Origin of the sequence: Burkholderia sp. 9779_493 (assembly GCF_015712215.1) — a bacterium.
GTDB lineage: Bacteria > Pseudomonadota > Gammaproteobacteria > Burkholderiales > Burkholderiaceae > Burkholderia > Burkholderia cenocepacia.
In genome coordinates this window covers 1-772 of sequence record NZ_JACCQA010000104.1, presented here as the reverse complement: position 1 = coordinate 772, position 772 = coordinate 1, and the positions used below count along the sequence as shown (strand labels likewise).

1 protein-coding gene is annotated in these 772 nt (G+C 58.7%); it reads right to left on the bottom strand.

The window, feature by feature from the left end; genetic code table 11:
• Nucleotides 1-772: phage late control D family protein (locus tag H0X95_RS35680; RefSeq protein ID WP_196446437.1), on the bottom strand; the 772-nt coding region annotated here is incomplete at both ends.

Here is a 772-nt window from a genome sequence, read left to right as displayed (position 1 = left end):
CTCGCCATCCACCGATACCAAAAAAGCGCTTCGACCGCGATTCCCATTCTTCGAGGCGGATTTTCGAAAGCGCGTCACCTCGGCCCTGGGCCATAAAGGTGTACGCGCCGGTGTACTGATACACCTCAGCTTGCTCTGGTAACTCGCCCTGGTTCGGCATTGTCGGCAACGACGTGCCCTTCGCGTTAAACGTGCTAGCGGGGTTCTTGTAATCGAACGTACGAGTGGTCAACGACGTACTCTGCAGGATGCGTGTGCCGCTCCATTGCGTGAGTGCGTCCGATGCGACTGTGGTTCCCGCGCGTGAAAACGTGAGCGGCACTGGCTCGTCGAGTGCCGTCAGGCGATCGGTGATGACGAGCCGATGTGCTTTGCCGTCGCTGTCGTGCTTCCAGTAGCCGTAGAGCCCTTCCGATTCAAGGAGCCGGTGGACGAAATTCCAATCAGTTTCGTCCTGGCGGCAGAAGGAGAGCGACGGCAGGGTCCGGGACAGATGAAACTCGAAGAAGCCGCGTGCTTGGGGATGAGCGTTGAAAACGTCGGTGACGATCGCATCGACCGGTTTGTCCTGCCAGATCTTCTGGTCGCGACGAAATCGCAGGAAGTGCATCCACGAGGAGATCGTGAGCTGGTGAAATGTCAGCTCTCCGTCTGCTCCGAGACGTCTCGCTGTATGCACGTAGCCGTTGTGCGGCGCATACGAACCACCACCCTGCTGGATCCACAGCGTCGCAGGTTGCGCAATAAGGTTCTTGAGCTCGACGCTCGACGT